Genomic DNA, 18,721 nt, shown 5'->3' with positions numbered 1-18,721 from the left:
AAACCTCTGGCAGCGTCCCGGTAAGGGCGTAGCGGCCTATGCGCCGGAGAGACTTACAGCGCCTTTTCGGGGAATTCTCGATGAACAAAAAAAAGCGGACCCGCAAGGGTCCGCTTCCTCTCATCGCCAGATTCAGTCGAGCAGCGCTCAACGCTTCGCCAGTTGCGCCTGCGCGGCCGTGTCCGCGTTGCCCACATCCGTCTTCACGTCGCCCCATCCGCCGCCGAGCGCGCGAATCAGGTTGACGGTCGCCACCGCCTGCGTGCCCGCGAGATGACTCAATTGCAGTTGCGACTGCAGCACCTGGCGCTGGGCATCGATCACGTCGAGATAGCTGACCTGTCCTTCCTGATATTGCGTCTGCGACAGATGTTCGGCGCGCTGCGAGGCGTTGACGGCATTGTTCTGCTCACGCGTCTGATCGCCGAGCAGACGCAGGTCCGACAGGTTGTCCTCGACTTCGCGGAACGCCACGAGCACCTGCTGACGATACTGCGCAACGTCCTCGTCATACTTCGCGCGCGCGTTCGCGAGATTCGCCTTGCGCCGTCCGCCGTCGAAGATCGGCACCGTCAGCGCGGTGCCCGCGAACGGACCGAGCAGGAACGCACGGCTCGACCACATGAACAGATCTCCGAGCGTCGCCGATTCGAAACCGAATGCACCTGTGATGTCGAGCTTCGGGAAGAATGCCGACTTGGCGAGACCGACGCGTGCGTTCGCGGCCGCCATGCCGCGCTCCGCCGCGGAGATATCCGGACGACGCTCGAGCAGCGCAGATGGCAATCCGGCAGGCACTTGCACCGTCACGGGCGCGAGCGGCGTCTCGGGGAACGTAAAGTCCGCAGGCGGCTTGCCGAGCAGGATCGCGAGGCTATGCTCCGATGCCGCACGCTGACGCGCGACGCCGACAGCATCGGCGCGCGCCGTCGCCAGTTCATTGCGGGCACGCGATACGTCCAGTTCGTTGATGTCGCCTTCGTTGAAGCGTCGCTCGACGAGCTTCAACGCGTTTTCACGCAACGTCACCGTCTGACGATACAGGCTCAACTGCGTATCGAACTCGCGCAACTGGAAATAGTTCTGCGCGACGTCGGCCTGCAACGCAAGCTGCACCGAGCGGAACAACGCTTCGCTCTGCGCCTCGTCGGCACTCGCTGCATGCACGTTCGAACTCACGCGGCCAAACAGGTCGACTTCATACGCAACCGTAGTCTGCGCACGCCAGAGCGTTTGCGTCGGCACGTTCGCATTGTTAGGCAGGTTCTGCGAAGCCGGCGACAGCCGTTCGCGCGTCGGACCGAAGCCTGCATCGATCGACGGGTACCACGCGGCGCGCGCCTCGTTCGTCAGCGCGCGCGACTGCTGCACGCGCGCGGCGGCTGCCTTCAGATCCTGATTCGCATCGGCCGCCTGCTTTTCGAGCGCGTTGAGCGTCGAATCGCCGAATACGGTCCACCATTCGCCGCGATGCGCGTCCTCGGCGGGCTCGGCCGTCTTCCACGTGCCCGCTTCGCTCGCGGGCAGCGGCGCGGCTGCTGCGTCGCCCGTCGTGGCCGTAGCGGGCGCTTCCTTGAATGCCGACGGTGTCGGTGCGTCGGGACGGTTGTACGTCGGCTCCACCGAGCACGCCGCAAGCAGCAGCATCAGCAGCGCGCTCGCCGCCGCTCGTCCGAAGCCACTCAGGTTGCGGGTTTGTTCAAACCTTTTCATTGTCGTTTTCTCCATCATGCATCCGTCGTGTGCGCGACGAGATGCGGCGAGTCCTTCTGCGCGACATGAATCTTGCCGCCCGCGAGCGTGCGCAGCACCACGTAGAACACCGGCGTCAGCATCAGACCGAACAGCGTCACGCCCAACATGCCGAAGAACACGGCCACGCCCATCGCATGACGCATTTCGGAACCTGCGCCGCTCGATAGCACCAGCGGAACCACGCCCATGATGAACGCGATCGAGGTCATCAAAATGGGCCGCAGACGCATGCGGCTCGCCTCGATAGCGGCCTGCAGCGGCGTGCGTCCGTCGTGTTCCAGCTCACGGGCGAACTCGACGATCAGAATCGCGTTCTTCGACGCCAGCCCCACCAGCACCATCAAGCCGATCTGCGTGAAGATGTTGTTGTCGCCCTGCGTGAGCCACACGCCCGTCAGCGCCGACAGCACGCTCATCGGCACGATCAGGATCACCGCGAGCGGCAGCGTCAGGCTCTCGTACAGCGCAGCGAGCACGAGGAACACGAGCAGGACGCTGATCGGGAACACCCACAAGCCAGCATTGCCCGCGAGAATCTGCTGATACGTGAGGTCGGTCCATTCAAACTTCACACCCTTCGGCAACACTTCGGCCGCAATGCGCTCCGCTGCATTCTGCGCTTCACCCGACGAGAATCCGGGCGCCGGACCGCCGTTGATATCGGCTGCCGTGAAGCCGTTGTAGCGCACCACCATTTCTGGACCATAGGTCGGCGTCACCGTCACCAGCGACGACAGCGGCACCATGTCGCCATTCACGTTGCGCGTCTTCAGCTGCAGGATGTCGTCGGCCTGTTGACGGAACGGCGCATCCGCCTGCACGCGCACCTGATACACACGGCCGAAACGGTTGAAGTCGTTCACGTACAGCGAACCGAGATACACCTGCATCGTATTGAACACATCCGTCACGGGCACGCCCAGCTGCTTCGCCTTCACGCGATCGAGATCGACGTTCAGCTGAGGCACGTTGATCTGATAGCTCGAGAACGTCGGGCCCAGTTCGGGCGTCGCCGCCGCCTTCTTGATGAACGCTTCCGTTGCCTTGTTCAATTCCGCGTAACCGAGCGAGCCGTGATCTTCCAGCTGCATCTTGAAGCCGCCCAACGTACCGAGACCCAGCACGGGCGGCGGCGGGAACACGGCGACGAACGAGTCCTTGATCGAGCCGTACTTCTGGTTCAATGCACCCGCAATCGCACCCGCCGACAATGCCTTGCCCTTGCGCTGGTCGAACGGCTTGAGCGCGACGAACACGATGCCCGCGCTCGAACTGTTCGTGAAGCCGTTCACGGACAGACCCGGGAACGCGACCGCGTTCTCCACGCCCGGCTGCTTCAGCGCGATCGCGCTCATGTCGCGAATCACCTTCTCCGTGCGATCGAGCGATGCGCCGTTGGGCAACTGCGCGAACGCAATCAGATACTCCTTGTCCTGCGCCGGCACGAAGCCGCCCGGCACGATACGCGTAACGAGCACCGTCAGGCCCAGCAGCACCGCATACACGACCAGCATCGCGCCCTTGCGCTTGAGCACGCCGTTCACGCCGCGGCCATAGCTATCCGAGCCGCGATGGAACACCTTGTTGAACGCTGCGAAGAAACGGCCCAGCAGGCGGTTCATCAGACGCGTGAGCCAGTCTTCCTTCGCGCCATGACCGCGCAGCAACATCGCCGACAGTGCGGGCGACAGCGTGAGCGAGTTGAATGCCGATATCACCGTGGAGATCGCGATCGTCATCGCGAATTGCTTGTAGAACTGGCCCGTCAGACCCGACATGAACGCGAGCGGCACGAACACGGCAACCAGCGTGAGCGCGATAGCGATGATCGGTCCGCTCACTTCCTGCATCGCCTTGTAGGTCGCATCTCTCGCACTCAGCCCGCTTTCGATGTTCCGCTCGACGTTCTCCACCACCACGATCGCATCGTCGACCACGATACCGATTGCGAGCACCATTCCGAACAGCGACAGCGCATTGATCGAGAAGCCGAAGGCGAGCAGCAGCGAGAATGTCCCGACGATCGACACGGGTACTGCGATCAGCGGAATGATCGACGCACGCCACGTTTGCAGGAACACGATCACCACGATCACTACGAGCGCAATCGCTTCGAGCAGCGTGTGCACGACGGCCTCGATACTCGAACGCACGAACTGCGTCGGGTCATACACGATGCGGTATTCGACGCCCGCCGGGAAATCCGCGCTGAGTTCCTTCATCGTCTGGCGAACTTCGTCGGAAATCTGCAGCGAGTTCGCGCCCGGCGACTGGTTGATCGCCATTGCAACCGCCGGCTTGTTGTCGAGCAGCGAACGAAGGCCGTATTCGGAAGCAGCGAGTTCGATGCGCGCGATGTCGCGCAGATAGGTGACGGCTCCATCGGGCGCCGTCTTCACGACGATGTCGCCGAATTCGCTTTCCGTCTTCAGGCGGCCCCGCGCATTCACCGACAGTTGCAGCGCCGTGCCCGGCACGGAAGGCGATGCGCCGATCACCCCCGCCGCGACCTGAATGTTCTGCTCGCGAATCGCGCTGACCACTTCCATTGCAGTCAGATTGCGTTGCGCGACCTTCTGCGGATCAAGCCACACGCGCATCGAGTAGTCGCCCGCGCCCCACAGCTGAACCTGCCCGACGCCCTTGATCCGCTCGAGACGGTCCTTCACGTTGAGCAGCGCGTAGTTGCGCAGATAGGTCATGTCGTAACGGTCGTTCGGCGAGATGAGGTGCACGACCATCGTCAGCGTCGGCGAGCTCTTGATCGTGGTCACGCCGAGACGCTGCACGTCTTCGGGCAGACGCGGCAGCGCCTGGTTCACGCGGTTCTGCACAAGCTGCGTCGCAAGGTCGGGATTCGTGCCGAGCTTGAACGTGACCGTCAGCGTGAGATTGCCGTCGCTATTGGCCTGCGACTGCATGTACAGCATGTTTTCGACGCCGTTGATCTGCTCTTCGAGCGGCGACGCGACAGCTTCCGCGATCACCTTCGGGTTCGCGCCCGGATACTGCGCGTGCACCACGACGGAAGGCGGCACCACTTCCGGATACTCGGAGATCGGCAACTGGAACACGGCGATCAGACCGGCCAGCAGAATCAGGACCGATAGCACGCCAGCGAAGATCGGCCGGTCGATGAAGAATTTGGATATGTTCATGTGAAGCTCTTGATGTTGGAGCGCTTACGTCTTGCGCATGCATCGAAGGACGTGTGTGTGCGTCGAACGCTCACGAATCCTTGCGTGTCTTCGCGTGCGGCTGCGCCTGTGCCTGCTTTTGCGGTTCGGCGTGCTGCTTCGATCCGTCGAGTTGCGCCTGCTTGTCCGCCTGCGCGTCGTCGGCGACGGGCGCGCTGTTCCCATTGCCTGCGTCCATCGGCACCATGTGCGCCCGGATCTGCGCACCGGGGCGCACTCGCTGCGTGCCGTTCACGACGATGCGGTCGCCCGCGTGCAGCCCACCCTTGACGACGCGCAGACTGCCCTGCAGATCGCCCAACTGGATTTCGCGGTAGCCGACGTGATCGTCTTTGTCGACGACGAACACGAACTTCTTGTCCTGGTCCGTGCCGATCGCCGCATCGTCGATCAGCAGCGCCGAATGCGGCTCGCTGCCGCCCACTTTCACGCGTGCATAGAGGCCTGGGACCAGCGAGCCGTCAGCGTTGTCGAAACGTGCGCGCACGCGGATCGTGCCTGACGACGTATCCAGCCGGTTGTCGACCGACTGGATCGTGCCCTTGCGCGAATAGCCCGTTTCGTTCGCGAGGCCCAGTTCGACGGGCACCTTGCTGTCGCTCTTCACCTGGCTGATGTACTGAAGATACGTCTGCTCGTCGGCGTCGAACTCCGCGTAGATCGGCGACACCGACACGAGCGTCGTCAGCGGCGCGGCGCTCGCGCCCGCGTTCACGACATTGCCGAGCGTGATCTCGGCACGCGACACGCGGCCCGACACGGGCGCGACGATCTTCGTATAGCCGAGGTTGATCTGCGCCGCTTCGAGCGCCGCTTGCGCGGCCTTCACATTCGCGTTCGCTTCGCGCGCCGCATTCTGCTTCTCGTCGTAATCGCGCCTGGCAATCGCGCTATCGCCGATCAGCCGTTGCGCACGCTCCCAGTCGCTTTGCGCGTAGCCTGCGCGCGACTGCGCAGCGGCGAGCTGTGCCGCGGCGCGATCGACTTCCGCCTGATACGGGCGCGGATCGATCACGAAGAGCACGTCGCCCTTCTTCACGAGCGCGCCGTCCTGGAAGTTCACGGACACGATGGTGCCAGAGACGAGCGGGCGCACCTCGACCTTTTCCACTGCCTGAAGACGGCCCGAATAGCTTTGCCAGTCGGTGATGGTTTTCTGAATGACGGTCGCGACGTCGACTTCCGGCACGATGGTCGGCGCGGATTGCCCGGCTGAGCGTGCATCCACGCGGATCGCGCCGAACGTGCCGAGGCCCGCGATGACGATCACGGCCAGCGCCGCAACCGCCAGCTTCGAACGAGAGAGAGGAAAAACAGACATGTCAGACTCCGGAAATTTAGTTAATAGAAGTTTGTTTATCGGAGGGCGCGCTCGTCGAAGCGCCACTGGAAAAATCGGACCGCCTCGAGCAGTGCCGCCGGATGATTGGCCAATGCTGCGTGCGACACGCTCGGATATCGGACCACCTGCGTCTGCACGCCCGCGTCGATCAGATTGCTCGCGTACTTCTCCGCTTCTACGTGCAACACGTCGTTCTGCGCGGTGGCGATCAATGTCGCGGGCAAGCCTTTGAGCCGCACCGATTCGAGCGGCGCCGCATACGGATGCATCCGTTGCGAAGCCTGCGGCAGATACGCGCGATAACACGCCGCGCATTCGCTCGCCGTGATGTCCGAGCTCAGGCGCTTCTCGTCGCCGAGACGCGTGAGGCTCGGGTCGAGCATCGGTCCGAACAATGCTTGCGCTTCGATCCGCACATCCCCGCGATCGCGGCCGATGAACGCAAGACAATTCGCGAGCGAGCCACCCGCATCATGGCCCGCCACGCCGATCTTTTTCGTGTTGCCGCCGAACGCCCGTGCGCGCGTCTGCACCCACAGCGCCGCGCGGTGCGCGTCTTCAGGCGCGGCCGGAAACGGAAACTGCGGCGCGAGCGAATAGCCGACAGACACGACGAGTGCCGGCGTATGCTGCGCGAAATAACGCGCGGCGTAATCGGCTTCTTCGATCGAGCCGCGCACGAAACCTCCGCCGTGAAAAAAGAGCAGGATCGGCAAGCCGCTCTTCGCGGCGGCACGCCGGTAAAGGCGCAACGTGACGTCCTGCGCGTAGCCTTCGATCTGGACGTCGGTGACGTCGAGCAACGCGGCGTTGTCGCCAACGCTCGTGCCGGGCGGGACAAAGGTGTGGCGCGGGTTGAATGCATCCATGTCGAACAGCGCAATGCGCGAAGCTATCGAATGGTGCGAATTGTGGCGTCAGCAGACTTCCAAATAAATGCCTATAATCCGGCAACACAATTCGGTGCACCTGAACAATCGAATGCCTTTATTCGGCGCCTTTAGCCTCGCTTAGCGGGCTAAAGCGGATGCTTCACAGTGCTCCGGCTCATTCGGAGGTTTGCAATGGACCGGCTCCAGGCCATGCAAGTGTTCACCCGGGTCGTCGACACGAACAGCTTCACCCGGGCTGCGGAAACGCTCGATCTTCCCCGCGCTTCCGTCACGACGATCATCCAGAATCTCGAAGCGTTTCTCGGCACGCGCCTCTTGCACCGCACGACGCGCCGTCTGTCGCTGACGCCCGACGGCGCTGCGTATTACGAGCGCTGCGTGCGCATTCTCGCGGATGTCGAGGAGACGGAAGCGAGCTTCCAGAGCGGCAACAAGAAGCCGAATGGCAAGCTGCGCATCGATATGCCGGGATCGATCGGACGCCTGCTCGTGATTCCCGCTTTATGCGAATTCCACACAAAGTATCCGGATATCGATCTGCAACTCGGTCTGTCCGACCGCCCGGTGGATCTGCTGCAGGAAGGCGTCGACTGCGTCGTGCGGGTGGGCGCGCTGCAGGATTCGTCATTGGTCGCACGCCGCATAGGGTTATTCGAAGGCGTAACGTGCGCGGCGCCTGCATATTTTGAGCGGGCGGGTATTCCTCAGACGCTCGACGATCTCGAGCAGCACAAGGCGGTCAATTATTTTTCGAGCCGCACGGGCCGCGTGATGGACTGGTCGTTTCTCGTCGAGGGCAAGGAAATTGAGGTGAAGATGAAGAGCGTGGTGTCCGTCAACGACGCGGATGCGTACGTGACTTGCGGACTCGAAGGCTTCGGCCTGATTCAGCCGCCGCTCTTCATGGTGCTGCCGCATCTGCGTTCGGGCCAGCTCGTCGAAGTGCTGCCCGACCTGAAGCCGCTGCCGATGCCGATTTCCGCGGTGTATCCGCACAGCCGGCACCTCTCGTCGAAAGTGCGTGTATTCGTCGACTGGATCGCGGAAATTTTCGATCGTTGTCCGCTATTGAGCGGCCGCGCGAGCCTCGACAAAACCTGCACGCAACGCACGTTCGAGCAGAAAGAGTCGGCGCCCGATCTCAATACGCCCGTTATGACCGAATGGGTTGCTTAAAGCCACATTGCCTCCAAGGGCTTTAGGCGAGAGAACGATCGCGGCACCGCACCGCGATTGTTCTGAAATTGCGACAATTCATTTCATGAAAGTCGGGTTTATCGCCCGCACGTCAAAGCCTACATTTCACCCTGTCGCAGCGCCTGACGAAGACGGCGCGGCAAACGGATCAGAATCGACGGGAGTGAATCATGAAGCGCAATCTGCTGGCAGGTCTTGTTCTCTCGCTGCTCGTCAGCGCACCGGCGTTTGCCGGCGGCGGCGGTGGCATCGGCCGCGCAGGATCGTACAACGATCAATGGTGGCAACATTCGGCTAGCGCATCGGCGCCGAAGACGCGCGCTGAAGTGCGTGCCGAAGTCGCGGATGCCTATCGCGACGGCACGCTGCCTTCGCTGAACAAGACTTCGTATCCGGAACAAGGCCTGATTGGCCGCACGCAAGCCGAACGCCTCGACGCGCAAAGCGGCGACGGCAACGTGCGCGTCGCTCGCGGTCAGTAACTCGCGCTCAACAAGCGTGTTTCTTTTTTATCGAAGGAGTCGAACATGAGCCCATCGGAACTCGATGACTGGGGTTTGGACGTTCCCGTCTGGACACCTTATCGCTCGCATTGAGCTCGAGCGTGCACTGAAAGACAAAGCGCCCAATCGCATCAAGCGATTGAGCGCTTTGCGGTACTAGTGTCCCGTTCCGTTGTTAACTGATCTATGTTCGCGTAGCATGTTGACGTCAACGGAACGGGAGACGTCAACATGCCGATGGGACGACCGAAGGCCGAGTTGGAGTTGAGCGAAGACGAGCGCTCGCAACTGATCTCGATAGCACGTTCCCGCTCGATTTCGGCTGCGCTGGTCACGCGTGCGCGCATTGTACTGGCGGCGGCTGACGGGGAGCCCAACAGCGCAATCGCGCAGCGCCTGCAACTCACACGCGCCACGGTGGGCAAGTGGCGTCTGCGATTCCTGGAGCAGCGCATCAACGGACTCTATGATGAAGTACGCCCCGGCAAGCCGCGCACGATCGACGATGAGCGACTGGCTCAGCTGATCCACAAGACCCTGCACACCAAGCCTGCGGATGGCTCCACGCACTGGAGCGTGCGCACAATTGCAGCCGAAACTGCCATCTCGCCGACGAGTGTGCACCGTTACTTCAAGCTGCTGGGTCTGCAGCCGCATCGCAGCGAAAGCTTCAAGCTCTCGACTGATCAATTCTTCATCGAGAAATTGCGCGACGTGGTCGGCCTCTACTTGAGTCCGCCGGAGAACGCACTGGTATTGTGCGTCGACGAGAAGAGCCAGTGTCAGGCCCTTGAGCGTACGCAACCCATGCTGCCGATGGGTTTCGGCTACGTCGAAGGTGTCACGCACGATTATGTTCGTCACGGCACCACCACTTTGTTTGCGGCACTGAACGTGCTCAACGGTGCCGTACTCGCCACCTGCAAGCCGCGTCATCGACATCAGGAATTCCTGTCGTTCCTGCGCGAAATCGACAAGGCAGTGCCGGCCGAACTCGACGTGCACTGTATCGTCGATAACTACAGCAGTCACAAGCACCCGAAGGTCAAGGCATGGCTGGCAGCGCGTCCTCGCTGGCACATGCATTTCATTCCCACCTACAGTTCATGGCTTAATCAGGTCGAACGCTTCTTCGCGCTGATCACTGACAAGGCCATCCGGCGCGGTTCGTTCGGTTCGGTCAAGCAACTGATCAGACGCATCGATCAGTTCGTTTCCCACTACAACGAAAACTGCAAACCATTCATCTGGACCGCCTCCGCTGATTCAATCCTCGAAAAGCTACACAGACTTTGTTCGCGAATCAGCGGAACGGAACACTAGCGCTGCGACATCACCAACACGACATCAACGCTGCGGCACGCCGTTGCGCCATTCGCCCCAATGCGTGACGATGTCCTGAACCAGCGGATTGCCCGCGCGGTACAGGTTCTCTAGCGCGATCGTGAAGCCGCCTTGAGCGGCATAGTTGAGCAAATTGTCCGCGCTCGTCTGTCCATCATAAGGGCGGTCGAAATCCGAGCCCGCGCGCAATACGGCCACACGATTCAAATCGACGCGATGCACGCTCGCCGCGCGCTTCAACGCTTCGTATGTCGAATTGTCTTCCTGTTGCGTCGTGCAATAGACGCCCTTGCCGTCCGTCAGAATCTTCGTCCAGTCGCGCGCGCGCTCGCCCAGCTTCGTGCCGGACCACCATGTATCGCCCGCCAGCGTGTCGCACTGAATGACGGTGGGCGGACGGTTGGCCGGCGCATAGGTGTATTTGGCGCGCGCCGCTTGCGCTTGCGCGTTGTCCGACAGCACCACGTTGCGCGACAGTGCGAAAGCCGTATCGGCAAGGCGCGTATTCAACTGGAAGACTTCCGTGCGGTAATCGAGCGGCGGCTTTTCTGTGGGGCTTTTCGTATTGATGCCGAGGTAACCCGTATTCCAGCCAGCGGGAATTTCGCGTCCATCGATTTCCCATTGAATGCCGAAGTCGACGAGATATCGGGCCCATGCAGCCGAACCCACTGTGCCTTGAATCGGATCGATGCCCGCGATGCCCGCCACCATGAAATAGGTGTGACGCAAATCGAAGCGTGACGAGAACGCGAGGGCCATCGTCGACGCGGCGGCATTGCTGTGTCCCATGCCCGTCGTCATCACGCAGATGTCCTGCTTGTTGCAATGAATGTTCGGATAATCGGGTGACAGACCGGCGACGGGAATGTCCTGCCACGGCCCAAGTTTATCGAGCCAAACCTGCCCTTCCGGTCCGAACATCGAAATGATCATTACCTTGACGGGACGGCCGTGCGATTCGCCATTGCCTTGCGCGAAACCGTCGTCCTGCGCATTGGCCAGCGGCGAAATGGCCGTGCATGCGGCCAATGCCAGAGCCGTCAATGCGCCTACCGTGCGAGTTACCATGACAAGTCCTTTCTTTAAGCGCGTTAAAAGATTGGAAATGGAATGCATGCCCTCGCGTAACCGGGCGGAGCATAGTATAGGTGGCATCGAATTGTTTTCCATTGGCTAATTCCACTTGCCGATACGATTAGCCGATCCGCATAAAAGCAGATACGAAACGGCAGCGCGAAAAGGTGAATGCAAAAACGAAAAGACCCGCGAGCGATGCATCATTTGCACCATTCGCGGGTCCGTGAGCTGCGCAGCAAGATCAATCCAGCGAAGCCTCGGTTCTCACTCTCGGCACGTCCGGCTCGAAAAACACCCAGCGCACTTGCGGAAACTTCTCCTGCAAGTCCGCCTCGACGATATTGATCGCATCGACCATCGCCCGGCCGCTTTCATAGTCGATCATTTCCGCCTGCACCGCGACGACCACATGGCGTCCCCATTGCAGCGTGATCAGATTGATGATGCTGCGAATTTCCTTGCGCGTGCGCAGATGCGCCTCGATTGCGCGCCGCACTTCCGGGCTCGCCGATTCGCCGATGATCATCGACTTCACTTCGCGCGCCACCAGAAGCGCAATCACCATCAGCAACACACCGACGCCGATGGAACCGCACGCGTCGTACATCGGGTTGCCCGTGATCATTGTCATCAGCACGGCCACGAAGGCCATCGCAAGGCCCAGCAGCGCGGCCACGTCTTCGCCCGTCACGACGAGCAATTCGGATTCGCGCGTTTCGCGAAACCAGCGCCACATCGACTTGTCGGGATTGGTCTTGCGTATTTCCCGGATCGCGCCCATCAGCGAGAACGTTTCGAGCACGACGGACACGCCAAGCACGCCCAGCGCGATATACGCGTGCGACAGCGGCTCGCGCGCCATCAGACGATGGATGCCCTCATACACCGAAAACACGCCGCCCACGAAAAACAGCAGCAGCGCGACGATCAGCGAATAGAAGTAAATCACGCGCCCTGCGCCGAGCGGATGTAGCAGGCTCGCAGGTCGGCGCGCCTGCTTCAGTCCGAACAGCAGCAACACCTGATTGCCGCAATCGGCCGTCGAGTGAATCGCCTCGGCGAACATCGAGCCGGAACCCGTGAACGCTGCCGCCGCGAACTTGCAGACGGCGATGCCCAGGTTCGCCGCCAGCGCGTAAAAAATGGCCTTCGGTGATTCTTCTTTCATTGGCTGTTCTGGTTGATCGTGACGCGAATGGATGGAAGAACGATCACATCACTTCGACGCGCGGCGCGCCGTCGAGCAGTTCGCCGATCACCGCTGCGCGCTCGAAGCCGTCCGCGCGGAAGATGGCGAGTACGTCGTCGACGGCCGCGGGCGCGCACGACACGAGCAGCCCGCCCGAGGTCTGCGGATCGGTCAGCAACGGGCGTGCCGTATCGGGCAGCGCGCCGGCAAGACGCACGTCGTCGCCATACGACGCCCAATTGCGGCCCGACGCTCCCGTGAATACACCCGCTGCGGCAAACGCCTCGGCGCCCGCAATCCACGGCAGATCCGCGTAACGCACGCGTGCCGTCAGTTGCGCGCCGCGCGCGAGTTCCAGCGTGTGGCCGAGCAGACCGAAGCCCGTCACGTCCGTCATCGCATGCACGCCGTCGAGTGCGGCCAGCTCCGCGCCCGGACGGTTCAGTTTGGTCGTCGCGGCGATCATCGCGGCGTAGCCCGCTTCATCGAGCTGGTTCTTCTTGAGTGCCGCCGACAGCACGCCGACGCCGAGCGGCTTGCCCAGCACGAGCACATCGCCCGCCTGCGCCGACGCATTGCGCTTCACGCGCTTCGGATGCACGACACCAAGCGCGGCGAGCCCGTAGATCGGTTCCACGGAATCGATCGAATGGCCACCCGCGACGGGAATGCCCGCCAGTGTGCACACGTCCTCCCCGCCGCGCAGCACGGCCGCGATCACGTCGTGCGGCAACACGTTGATCGGCATGCCAACCAGCGCGAGCGCGAGAATCGGCTTGCCGCCCATTGCATAGACGTCGGAAAGCGCGTTGGTCGCGGCGATGCGGCCGAAGTCGTATGGATCGTCGACGATCGGCATGAAGAAGTCGGTCGTCGCAATGATCGCCTGCTCGTCGTTCAGGCGATACACGGCGGCATCGTCCGACGTTTCCGTGCCGACCAGCAGATCGGGAAACGACGGCCTCGGCAGGTTGCGCTTCAGCAGATCGGACAGCACGCCCGGCGCGATCTTGCAGCCGCAGCCGCCGCCATGCGACAGGCTCGTGAGGCGAGGAACGTTGGAGGTGACAGCAGGTTCGTTCATGATGATGAAGTGACGGTGGGTCGATCTCACTATTATCCGGCAATCCGCCGCTGCGCTGTCGATGCGGTCCCTGCAAAGAAAAACGCGCCGTCGTCATCACGACGACGGCGCGTTGAGTCGAAGCTCGCCCGCGGGCTAGCTCGCCGACACCTGACGGCGTTCGAGCGTCGCCATTTCCCGCACGATCACGAGCAGCATCGACAGACTCGCGCCGCCCGCCGCACGCAAGTCCGTCAGCAGTTGCGCATACCGCGCGAGCGCATCCTCGCGTTTTGCGCGCCATGTTTCGACGACGCCCTCCGCAGTCGTTGCCTCGCGTGCTTCCGTCAGTGCGCTCGTCGTCAGCACGCGCTTGAGGCGCGCCAACTCGGCGAGCGCGGCGGCACGCGCCATCACGTCCCAATGCGTCGAGGTCGGCAGCGACGCCGCGCGTTCGCCGATCCAACCGTAGTTCAGCTGCGTGCTCAGCGCGAAGTACACGCCCGCGACGAGTTCGAGACTGCGGTCCGTCGTCGCCGACACATCCGCGATATCGAGCAGCGCAGCCGGAATGTCGCCGCTCGCCACGCGCACCGCAAGCTCGCTGTCGACGCCCGCATCGACGAGCACGCGCTGCCGCTCCGACAGCGCTTCGAGTTCCGCGGCGGGCAACAGCATCGGCAATTGCGGCGCGAGCCGTTGCGCTGCATCCCGGCAACGTGCGATCAAGGCCGTCACACCACCGTTCGTCACTTCGCCGGACTGCAGATGCCGCAGGAACCACAGCGCCGCGCGTTCCAGCAGCTTCGTGATTTCGACGAACATGCTTGCCTGCACGTCGTCGGCGACGCGATTGTCGAGCGCGTCGATATTGCGCCATACGTCATTCAGATCGAACACGTCGCGGGCGATGATGCACGCGCGCACGATGTCGCCCGGCTTCGCGTCCGTCTCTTCCATCATGCGGTGCACGAACGCACAGCCGACACGATTGACGAGCGCGTTCGTCAGGTGCGTAGCCAGAATCTCGCGGCGCAGCGGATGACGATGCATGGGCTCATTGAAGCGCTGCCGCAGCGGTTTTGGGAAATACTCCGTCAGCATGCCCGACACCAGCGCATCCTCCGGCACGTCGGATTCGAGCAGCGCGTCGTAGAGCCACATCTTGCTGTAAGCGAGCAGCACGGCGCGCTCGGGCGACGTCAAACCCTGCTTTGCGGCGAGACGTTCGTTGATTTCGTCTTCGGAAGGCAGAAATTCGATCACGCGATTCAACCGGCCCGCGCGTTCGAGATAACGCATCATGCGCATTTCCGCGTCGAACAGTTCGGCAGCGTAGCGGCCTGCAATGGACAGCGCCTGGGTCTGATAGTAATTGTCCTGCAACACGAGCAGGCCTACCTCCTCCGTCATTTCGGCGAGCAACGCGTTGCGCTGCTTCTCCGTCATCTCGCCGTCGGCAACCACGAGGCCGAGCAGAATCTTGATGTTGACTTCGTGGTCCGAGCAGTCGACGCCGGCCGAATTGTCGATGGCGTCCGTATTCATGCGGCCGCCGTGCTGAGCGAACTCGATGCGCCCGTGTTGCGTAAAGCCCAGGTTGCCGCCCTCCGCGACGACCTTGCAGCGCAGATCGCAACCGTTCACGCGCACGGCGTCATTCGTCTTGTCGCCGACCTGCGCATGCGTCTCCCGGCTCGCCTTCACATAGGTGCCGATGCCGCCGTTGTAGAGCAGATCGACGGGCGCCTGCAAAATTGCGCGCACCAGCTCGGCTGGCGACAATGCGGGCGCGTTGATGCCGAGCATAGATTGCACCGCCTGCGAAAGCGGAATCGTCTTCGCCGTGCGCGCGAACACGCCGCCGCCCGCCGAGATCAGCGCGGGGTCGTAGTCGGCCCAACTCGAACGGTCCAGACTGAAGAGCCGTTGACGCTCGGCGAAACTCGTCGCCGGATCGGGGTTCGGGTCGAGAAACACGTGGCGGTGATCGAATGCGGCGATCAGACGAATGTGTTGCGACAGCAGCATGCCGTTGCCGAACACGTCGCCCGACATGTCGCCAACGCCGACCACGGTGAAGTCCGTCGTCTGCGTATCGACGCCCATTTCGCGGAAGTGGCGCTTCACCGACTCCCATGCGCCGCGCGCCGTGATGCCCATCTTCTTGTGGTCGTAGCCGACAGAACCGCCCGATGCAAAGGCGTCGTCGAGCCAGAAACCGTATTCCTGCGAGATTGCGTTGGCGTAGTCGGAGAAGGTGGCCGTGCCCTTGTCGGCGGCGACGACCAGATAGGGATCGTCGGGATCGTGGCGCACCACGTCGGGCGGCGGCACGATCTGTCCGCCCACGCGGTTGTCGGTGAGATCGAGCAGACCGCGCAAGAACGTCTGGTAGCACGCGACGCCTTCGCGCATCCACACTTCGCGATCCGTCGGCGGCGGCGGATTCTTCACGACAAAGCCGCCCTTCGATCCCACGGGCACGATCACCACGTTCTTCACCATCTGCGCCTTCATCAGGCCGAGCACTTCTGTGCGGAAATCCTCGCGACGGTCGGACCAGCGCAAGCCGCCGCGCGCGACGCGCCCGCCGCGCAGATGCACGCCTTCCACACGGGGCGAATACACCCAGATTTCGAACATGGGTCTCGGCTCGGGCAGGCCCGGCACTTTCGCGGGGTCGAACTTGAACGACAGGTACGGGCGCGGTTTGCCGTTCGGTTCGCGCCGATAGTAGTTGGTGCGTTGCGTCGCGTTGATGACGCCGAGAAACTGGCGCAGGATGCGGTCCTCGTCGAGATTGGGCACTTCGTCGAGCGCGCTTTCGATCGTCTTCAGAAGCCGCTCGACGCGCGTGTCGCGCGACGTGGCAGGCGCCGGATCGGAGCGCGCGACGAACAGCTCGACGAGCATGCGCGCGATGGCGGGATTGCCCGTCAGCGCGCGTTCGATGTAAGCGTCGCTGAACGTCGAACCGACCTGGCGCAGATACTTCGCATACGCACGCAATATGGTCACTTCGCGCGCGCTGAGTTGCGCGCGAAGCACGAGGCGATTGAAGTTGTCGTCTTCGATATCGCCCGTCCAGACGCGGTCGAACGCATCTTCGAACAGACCCTTCACGCGCTCGATGTCGAACTCGCTATCGTCGGCGAGTTCGAGGCCGAAATCGTGAATCCATGCTGGCGCGGCGCCCGGCGTTTCGATCAGATACGGCCGCTCTTCGTCGACGCGCACGCCGAGATGCTCGAGCATCGGCAGGCTGCGCGACAACGCAATCGGCTCGCCCACGCGATACACCTTGAAGCGGAACGCGCGCGGACCGGCTTCGATCGGCCGGTACAGATTCATCGCGATGTGCCCCGTGCCCTGCACGCGCTCGATCAGTTCGATGTCGCGCACGGCAGTGCGCGCCGGATAGTCGTCGCGATAGCCTGCGGGAAACGAATCCGCGTAGTGCTGCAACAGACGGTTGCCCTGCTCTTCGCCGAATGCATCGAGCAACGCGTCGGCAAGATCGTCCTGCCAGCGGCGCGACACCTGGATCAGCCGCGCTTCGAGTTCGCGCATGTCGACATCGGGCATCGCCCCCGGCTCCGCATGCACGACGAAGTGAATGCGCGCGAGTGTCGACTCGGACAGCAGCGGCGTGAATTCAACGTTCGTGCCGTTGAACGCGCTCATCAGCAGCTTCGCGATGCGCCGTCGCAAATCCGTGTTGTACTTGTCGCGCGGCACGAACACGAGGCACGACACGAAGCGGTCGAAGCGGTCGCGCCGCAAGAAGATGCGTGTGCGCTGATGCTCCTGCAAACGCAGCACGCCCATAGCCGTGTCATAGAGTTCGTTCTCGTCGGCCTGGAACAGCTCGTCGCGCGGATACATTTCCAGTACCGTCACCAGCGACTTGCCGAGATGTCCCTTCGGCAGGAAGCCGGCGCGCCGCACGATGTTCGCGCACTTGCGGCGCACGATCGGAATTTCGGAGGCCGACGCCGTATAAGCGGTCGATGTATACAGGCCGATAAAGCGCCGCTCGCCGCTGATCTTGCCGTCCGGCCCGACCAGCTTCACGCCCACATAGTCGAGATAGCCGGGACGATGCACGGTCGCGCGCGAATTGGCCTTGGTCAGAAAGATGGGGGCTGCGCCCGCGATGATATCGGCGGCAGCAGGCGGCAACGGCGTCACGTCGGACGCGCCTTGCGGCCGCGACGACTCGCGCAGAATGCCCAGCCCCGAGCCGGCAAGACCGCGAAAGCCGTACTGTCCATCATGGCTGACGAGTTCGTAGTCACGCTGGCCGAGGAACGTGAAGTGGTCCGCGACCATCCATTCGAGGAACGCACGCGCTTCGACGCCTTCGGGACTGGTCTCGCGCGCGGCCATGTCGTGGATGGTGGTGCGCGCGATCTCCACGATCTTCGGCCAGTCCTCGACGGCCGCGCGCACGTCGCCGAGCACCTTCGCGATCTCGTTGCGCAATACATCGAGTTTTGCCGCGTCGCCGAAACGGTCCACTTCGAAATGAATGAACGACGCGAGTTGCGACTGGCCGTCATCGCTCGATGCGCCACCGGGTGCGATGCGCTCAATGCCGCCATCCTTGCCGCGCCAGATGCGAAACACGGGATGCAGAACCGAATGCAGCGCGAGCCCCTGACGGTTCACGGCCATGGCAACCGAGTCCACCAGAAACGGCATGTCGTCGTTGACGATTTCGATGACAGTGTGATCGGAATGCCAGCCGTGCTGTTCGAGAATAGGGTTATAGACTCGCAAACGTTCGCTGCCCGGCACGAAGCGCTGCGCCGTTTGCCAGTGCGCCATCGCGGCGCCGTAGAGGTCGGCGATGCCGCGGCTTTGCAGGTCGTCCGCGTCGGCGAAATCGTAGTAGTGGCGCAGCAACGGCTCGACGGCTGCGAATGCGGGCTCGGGCAATCGTCCTCGCGCGAATTCGACGACATCGTTGAGCAGATGGGCAACGGCTTCTTCGTTTTTCGCTTGCATGACGTCCTCCGCTTGGGGCGACAATCGGCTGCATCGACTGAAGCGCATTATGCACCCGTTGCGCGGAAACGGATTGTGCACGCGCACATCGAACATGCCTGCTCGCGCGCGTGACAGAAGCGTGTCCGGGAACACGGCTGACCGC

11 protein-coding genes are annotated in these 18,721 nt (G+C 62.5%); 3 read left to right on the top strand and 8 right to left on the bottom strand.

Annotated elements, in window-relative coordinates:
* Positions 1-147: 147 nt before the first annotated feature.
* From BPHY_RS23305 to BPHY_RS23290, 4 genes are all read right to left on the bottom strand, one after another.
* Positions 148-1,713 (bottom strand): efflux transporter outer membrane subunit, encoded by a 1,566-nt coding sequence (locus tag BPHY_RS23305; RefSeq protein ID WP_012403917.1) that lies wholly within the window; start codon positions 1,711-1,713, stop codon positions 148-150.
* Between the two features lie 14 nt (positions 1,714-1,727).
* On the bottom strand, positions 1,728-4,913 hold the full coding sequence (locus BPHY_RS23300) for an efflux RND transporter permease subunit (RefSeq protein WP_012403916.1): 3,186 nt from the start codon (positions 4,911-4,913) through the stop codon (positions 1,728-1,730).
* Positions 4,914-4,983: 70 nt separating this feature from the next.
* Positions 4,984-6,273: an efflux RND transporter periplasmic adaptor subunit gene (locus BPHY_RS23295; RefSeq protein WP_012403915.1), complete on the bottom strand. Its 1,290-nt coding sequence runs from the start codon at positions 6,271-6,273 to the stop codon at positions 4,984-4,986.
* 35 nt (positions 6,274-6,308) lie between these two features.
* Positions 6,309-7,163, bottom strand: coding sequence for an alpha/beta hydrolase (locus BPHY_RS23290; RefSeq protein ID WP_012403914.1), 855 nt, complete (start codon positions 7,161-7,163; stop codon positions 6,309-6,311).
* Positions 7,164-7,358: 195 nt separating this feature from the next.
* Here BPHY_RS23290 and BPHY_RS23285 point away from each other — a divergent pair, with 195 nt between their 5' ends.
* The 3 genes from BPHY_RS23285 (at position 7,359) to BPHY_RS23275 (ending at position 10,210) form a co-directional block, all read left to right on the top strand.
* Positions 7,359-8,363 carry a LysR family transcriptional regulator gene (locus tag BPHY_RS23285; RefSeq protein ID WP_012403913.1) on the top strand — a complete coding sequence of 335 codons (1,005 nt, stop codon included), beginning with the start codon at positions 7,359-7,361 and terminating at the stop codon, positions 8,361-8,363.
* A gap of 191 nt (positions 8,364-8,554) precedes the next feature.
* Positions 8,555-8,866, top strand: a complete 312-nt coding sequence (locus tag BPHY_RS23280; RefSeq protein ID WP_012403912.1) for a DUF4148 domain-containing protein — start codon at positions 8,555-8,557, stop codon at positions 8,864-8,866.
* Between the two features lie 252 nt (positions 8,867-9,118).
* A complete protein-coding gene (locus tag BPHY_RS23275) occupies positions 9,119-10,210 on the top strand; it encodes an IS630 family transposase (protein WP_012402527.1) in 1,092 nt (363 codons plus the stop codon).
* A gap of 24 nt (positions 10,211-10,234) precedes the next feature.
* Here BPHY_RS23275 and BPHY_RS23270 read toward each other — a convergent pair whose 3' ends face one another.
* The 4 genes from BPHY_RS23270 to BPHY_RS23255 form a co-directional block, all read right to left on the bottom strand.
* Positions 10,235-11,302, bottom strand: coding sequence for a purine-nucleoside phosphorylase (locus BPHY_RS23270; protein WP_012403911.1), 1,068 nt, complete (start codon positions 11,300-11,302; stop codon positions 10,235-10,237).
* Positions 11,303-11,552: 250 nt separating this feature from the next.
* Positions 11,553-12,479 carry a cation diffusion facilitator family transporter gene (locus BPHY_RS23265; protein WP_012403910.1) on the bottom strand — a complete coding sequence of 309 codons (927 nt, stop codon included), beginning with the start codon at positions 12,477-12,479 and terminating at the stop codon, positions 11,553-11,555.
* 43 nt (positions 12,480-12,522) lie between these two features.
* Positions 12,523-13,584, bottom strand: a complete 1,062-nt coding sequence (gene selD / locus BPHY_RS23260) for a selenide, water dikinase SelD (RefSeq protein ID WP_012403909.1) — start codon at positions 13,582-13,584, stop codon at positions 12,523-12,525.
* Positions 13,585-13,719: 135 nt separating this feature from the next.
* On the bottom strand, positions 13,720-18,576 hold the full coding sequence (locus BPHY_RS23255) for an NAD-glutamate dehydrogenase (RefSeq protein ID WP_041765276.1): 4,857 nt from the start codon (positions 18,574-18,576) through the stop codon (positions 13,720-13,722).
* Between the last annotated feature and the right edge of the window lie 145 nt (positions 18,577-18,721).

It is taken from the genome of Paraburkholderia phymatum STM815, from assembly GCF_000020045.1.
GTDB classification, from domain to species: domain Bacteria; phylum Pseudomonadota; class Gammaproteobacteria; order Burkholderiales; family Burkholderiaceae; genus Paraburkholderia; species Paraburkholderia phymatum.
The sequence above is the reverse complement of the archived record's forward strand: the minus strand, read 5'-3'. Positions and strand labels throughout refer to the sequence as shown.